The 5,805-nt window shown below is 55.6% G+C and carries 2 protein-coding genes and 2 pseudogenes; 2 read left to right on the plus strand and 2 right to left on the minus strand.

From position 1 onward, the window contains the following. The first annotated feature begins 158 nt into the window (after window positions 1–158). Window positions 159–4,055 carry a tetratricopeptide repeat protein gene (locus TSO5_RS31465; protein WP_109155294.1) on the plus strand — a complete coding sequence of 1,299 codons (3,897 nt, stop codon included), beginning with the start codon at window positions 159–161 and terminating at the stop codon, window positions 4,053–4,055. Window positions 4,056–4,144: 89 nt separating this feature from the next. Beyond that, window positions 4,145–4,312 (plus strand): annotated as a pseudogene (locus TSO5_RS31470) (helix-turn-helix domain-containing protein); the annotation flags it as partial. Window positions 4,313–4,502: 190 nt separating this feature from the next. Here the strand turns inward: TSO5_RS31470 and TSO5_RS31475 are convergent. Both TSO5_RS31475 and TSO5_RS31480 read right to left on the minus strand, forming a co-directional pair. Next, complete coding sequence (locus TSO5_RS31475) at window positions 4,503–5,063, minus strand: transposase (RefSeq protein ID WP_146203882.1); 561 nt, start codon at window positions 5,061–5,063, stop codon at window positions 4,503–4,505. 98 nt (window positions 5,064–5,161) lie between these two features. Beyond that, window positions 5,162–5,725: pseudogene (locus TSO5_RS31480) on the minus strand (IS256 family transposase); the annotation flags it as partial. Window positions 5,726–5,805 lie beyond the last annotated feature (80 nt).

The raw sequence follows: 5,805 nt of genomic DNA on the forward strand, positions 1-5,805 counted from the left end.
ACCGCTAACATGGCGCCACTGGTGGTGCCCACCGACGGCGGTGACATTCTGACAGGACGCGCCGGCGATTGGCTCCTCCAGTATGGTAAAAACAGCTTTGGCGTTATTTCGAACAGAATTTTCCATGAGACTTATAAAGTAACCAAAGGAGACGCGGTATGATCGGTCCGGAGCAGTCCCGGGAAATTCGAGTGTTTTTGTCCTCAACCTTCAAGGATATGAATGCTGAGCGAGATCACCTTCTGACTCAGGTATTTCCTCTTGTGCGCAGCCGCTGTGCCGAGCGTGGTGTCGGTTTCACTGAGATCGATCTGCGCTGGGGTGTCACTGAAGAGGAAGCGAAGAATGGTTACACAGTTGAAATTTGTTTAGCTGAGATTGACCGTTGCCGCGACTATCCTCCCTTCTTCATTGGGTTCCTTGGCGAGCGCTATGGCTGGATCCCCCTCTTTGAAGATCTAGTTAGCTATTGGAAGTCCCGGCCGGACAGCCCATACCGGCAAGCTATCGAAGGTGCTCTGGAGCAGAGAATTAGCGTCACCGAATTGGAGATGCGCTTCGGCGTCCTCGATCGGCCTGAAATGCAAGAACATGCGCACTTCTTTCTACGCTCTCCCAGTCTCACCGAGTACCTTTTAGCATCAACAAAAGGAGGTCAATACGACGATTTCTTTGATGCTTCTGGTGGACGCCTGACCGCGCTTAAGAATTTATTGCGCACTTCTGGGCGTATAGCCATCGACGGGTATGCCGACGTCGCCGCATTTGGCGATCGGGTCCAGGCCATCCTGCTTGACGAACTCGACCGGCGATTCCCGGCTGAAGAAGTTGGTAATATTTTCTCTAATCGCGCCCATGCCCACGCTCTCTTCGCCCAAGCGCGCAGGCAAGGATATGTCCCTCTCGCCGGGTTGCGGGACCAAATTGGCAACCGGGTGAAGGCTCACATCGCCGGAGAATTTTCTGGTCCATTGTTGTTGCGTGGTATCTCGGGCCTAGGTAAGAGCTCGTTGATGGCTGATCTTGAGGCTTCGCTGCGCACTGGAATGGGCGCTCAGGTGATTGCCCACTACGTCGGTGCCGATGGTCAGCACGGCGCGGAGGCGTGGCGTGATGGCGTCTTGGATCGACTTCGTTCGATGATTTCCGAATTGCCAGCACTGCCTACCGATGATGAGGCTCGCTGGAAGGTCATGCCATCTTGGCTGGACCAAATCTACCGAACGAACGGAAGTCCAGTTGTTCTCTTGTTAGATGCGGTGGATCAATTTACTGGCGCCGCTGAGGCGATCCAGCGCTTAGGAGAGATGCTTTGGCCCGCCGGCACGGCGCTGCTCGCTAGCGCAACCCCAGCGGTCGACAATGATCTAGGAGTCGGCGTCTGGGAAATTGTAGATCTTCGCGCTCCTAAAGAACTAGAAATTCGTGCGATTATCACTGCCTTCGCCAGCGCTTACCGAAAAATTTTGCCGCCGAAGCCTTTAGAAATGATCACAAGAGCTCCGCAGGCGAGGGTGCCGTTGTACTTGAGAATGCTTCTTGAGTACCTGCGGGTTCACAGCCGACACGAAGGGTTAGTGAATGATGTCGAAGTAGCGCTGACCAAGCCGGACGCTGCGTCACTTTTTGAATTTCTGCTAAAAGTCTGGGATCGGGATTACGGCGATGAGCTTTCTCACTTCGGGTTGGCAAGTAAAATGGCTGCCTTGCTGGCGGCCAGCCGACAAGGATTGAGTGAGCTGGAGCTTGCCGACCTCCTGGCGGCGCCAAAGGATCCGCTTGCCGCCGACAGTGAACGACCACGTGTGCCTAAGGCTCGTCTGGCAGGGCTTCTCTCCGTGTTACGTCCATACTTGTTGCGTAATGCTGGACGGGAGACGCTGATGCATACTGCGTTGGTTCGGGGTGCGTTGCCAACTTATGTGAAGCTGTCAACGCGTCAGCATCTTTTGCAGCACTTTGCCGGTGCGGAAAGCCCCGCGCTTGCCGAGCGGGTTCACCAGCGGTTGGCCATTTTGGAGGAAGGGCTCAGCACTGAGGAAATCTATTCCAAGATGGCGTTGGCCGCTGAACTCTTTGATTTGCCCTCAATGATACGGCTTTGGGAGGAGGATAAAAAGCTTCTGAGCCGATGTTTGACAGCTATCGGCGCTGGAAACAATGAGATAGGGCCAGAAGCAGAGATGCTTGGTCAAAGATGGTTGATGTTTTCGGGTGGATCACACGCCATTGTTGACCAGATATGCGGAAATAATGAAATATTAGGTTGGTTTGTTGAACTATCATTTAATAATCTTGCCGAAGTTTTGTGTGACGTTATTATAAAAATACAGAAATATACGTGCGACAATAATTATATGAGCTTGGCGCCTCCGTTGAATTATCGAGGAATGGTGCATTACGCCCGTGGCGATTTCGAAGGAGCAGAGAAACATTTCGCAGGTGCTCTTGAAGCTATGCGAGAGGAGGCAATTCCAAATTTGATAGAAGTTGCTTCTGTTCTAAACAACATTTCAGCTGTCTATTGGTCTCAAGGAAATTTTGGCATGGCTGAGCAGTCAATAACCGATTCTCTGAACATATGTCGAGAGAACCTGCCTCCTGATCACCCCGATATCGCAACTAGGCTCGGCAATCTGGGGGCGATATATATTGACTTGCACCAATTCGACACCGCGGAGGCGTTGTTGAAGGAGGCTCTGGATATCCGTCGCCAATCGCTTCCGCCTGGGCACCCTGACATTGCTAACAGTCTCAATAGCTTAGCAAGTCTCTACAGGTCCCAAGAGAAACTTGATATCGCAGAATCTTTGTACGAAGAAGCTTTTGATATTATGCGCAGAACGCTTCCGCCAGGACACCCAAGTATTGCATACAGCCTCAATAATTTGGCGCTCCTGTATGAAGACCAAGGCAAGCCTAAGCCTGCCGAACGCTTATTGCAAAAGGCTCTTAACAGCTTCCGGCAATCCCTTCCGCCGGAACATCCCGGCATTGCCGCAACCCTAATTAATCTATCCTCCCTCTATGAGAGTCGAGGTGAGTTCGATAATGCAGAACTGGCACTACAAGAAGCTCTGTTGCGACTGCGCAAAACCTTTCCTTCCGGCAGCCCAAAAACTGCAATCACCCTAAGCAACCTCGCTAGCCTCTATAAGAAGCAGGACAAGCTAGCTGCTGCGGGAATGCTATACAATGAAGCTTTAAATATTCAGCGCGCAACGCTTCCGCCAGCGCACCCCGATATTGCTAATGCACTCAGAAGTTTGGCCGACATTTATCGCGCTCAAAATCAATTTGATGCGGCCGAGCAATTGTATAAAGAGGCAGTAGGTATTCTCCGCCGAGTCGATATCGCGGAGCATACTGAATTTGCAAGCTGTCTGAATAATCTAGCTGAAATTTACCGAGAAGAAAAAAACTTTGATGCCGCAGAGCCGCTTTACGTTGAGGCACTGCGCGCCCTTCGTCAGGCGCCCTCTCCATATCCACTTGAAATTGCACATTGTCTTAATAACATGGGTCTCCTCTACTATGAAAAGGGTGAAATGGATGCTGCGGAAAATCTATGTGAAGAGGCCCTATGCATCCGTTGCGAATTGCTGCCTCCAGATGCGCCAGAGCTTGCGAGTAGCTTCAACAACCTTGCTCTTCTATACCATAGTCAAGGCAAGTTGGACGATGCAGCGCGATTGTACAATAAAGCTTTGATTATACTTCGAAAGGCTCTTCCTTCGAGGCGGTCCAATATCTTAACAAGTATTGGCAACTTGGCTAAGGTCTACCAGCAGCAAGGCAAATTACACGCTGTGGAACCACTGTACGAAGAGGCGCTAACCATTAACCGTCAGCTGCTACCGGCGGGCGATACCGAAATCGCCGCCAGCCTCAATAACCTAGCTGCTCTACGCTGGACCTTGGGCAAGTTTGACGCTATAGAACCGCTGCTGCAAGAGGCCCTAGTTATCCTCCGTCAAGCCCTTCCACCGGAGCATCCTAGTATCGCCGCAATCGTGAACAACTTAGAGCACCTAAACAAACGGCATTTAGGCTAGAGCGGATTGATCGGCATCTGAATCGGAGGATTCCCCCGAGCTGGCATTTATGATTCAAGCTTCGGACTGGTTGAGGGAGGCCGGTTCGGATGGGGAAAGCACTGTCGGTCGATCTTCGTCGGCGCGTGGTGGAGGCGGTTGCGGCTGGAGCGTCTTGCCGTGCGGCAGCTGCGCGCTTCGAGGTTGGGGTTTCCTCGGCGATCCGCTGGGTTGCCCGTGCGCGGACACGCGGCGATCTGACCCCGGATAAGCGTGGTGGCAATGTCCGCTCGCATCGGATTGAGCAACCGTCTTAATGACGAAACGTGCTTGAACCGGATGTGCTCCGCGTCAAGGCTCGCGCGGACGTGCGCCCGCCCTTCGGGCGGCTGCGGCCTTGACCCGTCCGCGCACCCGGTTCATTGGGTTTGGTAAGCGGTCGGCGGCGAGCGCCGACCGCCGGCATCGTCAGGCGGTTTTGATCTCCCAGTTCCGTCCCTTTGCGAGCATAGCGTTGAGGCGGACGATCAGCTTGTGCATGCAGGCGACGAGAGCCAACTTCGGCGGCTTTCCGCGCTTGGTCAGTTGGGCATAGTGGTCGGCGATCACGCCGGTGGTATGGAGGGCTGCGACGGCGGCGGCCATGTAGAGGATTCGCCGAACATCGGGGCGGCCGCCACTGATACGACGGCGGCCATGCGCTTGCCCGCTGTCATGATCGAAGGGCGCAACGCCGACCAGGGCGGCGACCTTCCGACCGGTCGTGTGGCCCAGTTCCGGGAGCAAAGCGGCGAGGCCGATCGCCACCACCGGTCCGACCCCGGGAGCAGTCTGGAGCGCAGCCACGGTTTCAGCCATCACCGGCACGGTGGCGAGCGTGCGCTCGATCGCGGCTTCCAGCGTGGTCAGCGCCTCGGTCAAAGCGTCAATGGCCTCTTCCAGCGCCGCTTTGGCTGCCGCCGGAGCGGAGATCAAGGCGCGGCGCAGATCGCCTCGCTTGTCGACGAGCAGACGACGCGCCTTTACCAAGCCGGCCAATTCTTCGCGGGTTGGATCCACCGGCGTGGCGGTCGACGCAGCCCCGGGGGAGTGTCAGGAATTCCGTGCTTGGCGGGGCGTGTTGAGTATCAGGCGTTCATCGCCTTTGCGAAGCGCTCTCCGAAGATGACGGCCATCTGTGCCTTTGCCGCCGTCCACTCCCGCGGCGGCATCTTCCAGTCTTTCTCAGCGCGGTTCAAGACGAGAAACAGGAGCTTCAGCGCTGCCTCGTCAGTGGGGAAATGCCCCCTGGCCCGCACCGCCCGGCGCAGCTTCGAGTTGAGAGCCTCAATGGAATTCGTTGTGTACAGGATGCGCCGGACTTCGCGGGGGAAGGCAAAGAAGGGAATGACCTCCTGCCACGCCCGCCGCCACGCCTTGCCGATGGCCGCGTATTTCTCGCCCCAGGGGCCGTCTTCGAAGGCGCTCAGTGCCACCTCTGCAGCCTTGTCGTCGACGGCGTCGTAGACCGTCTTCAGCGCCGCGGCGATGGCCTTGCGGTCCTTCCAGGACGCGAACTCCATACTGTGGCGAAGCAGGTGAACGATGCAGGTCTGGACAATCGTCTCCGGATAGGCAGCGGCGATCGCCTCGGGGAAGCCCTTCAGCCCATCAACCACCGCCAGGAGGATGTCCTCCACACCGCGGTTCTTCGTAAGCGGAGCGTGATCGCACCGGATCAGGCGTTGACGGCGGGCTTCCAGTTCCAGGGGAGCAGATCGGCAAGGCGTGC

This window comes from Azospirillum sp. TSO5, assembly GCF_003116065.1.
Lineage (GTDB): Bacteria > Pseudomonadota > Alphaproteobacteria > Azospirillales > Azospirillaceae > Azospirillum.

Bases quoted from the DNA above. Each gene is read 5' to 3' on its own strand.
- TSO5_RS31465 (WP_109155294.1), top strand. From the start codon at position 159: ATGATCGGTCCGGAGCAGTCCCGGGAAATTCGAGTGTTTTTGTCCTCA.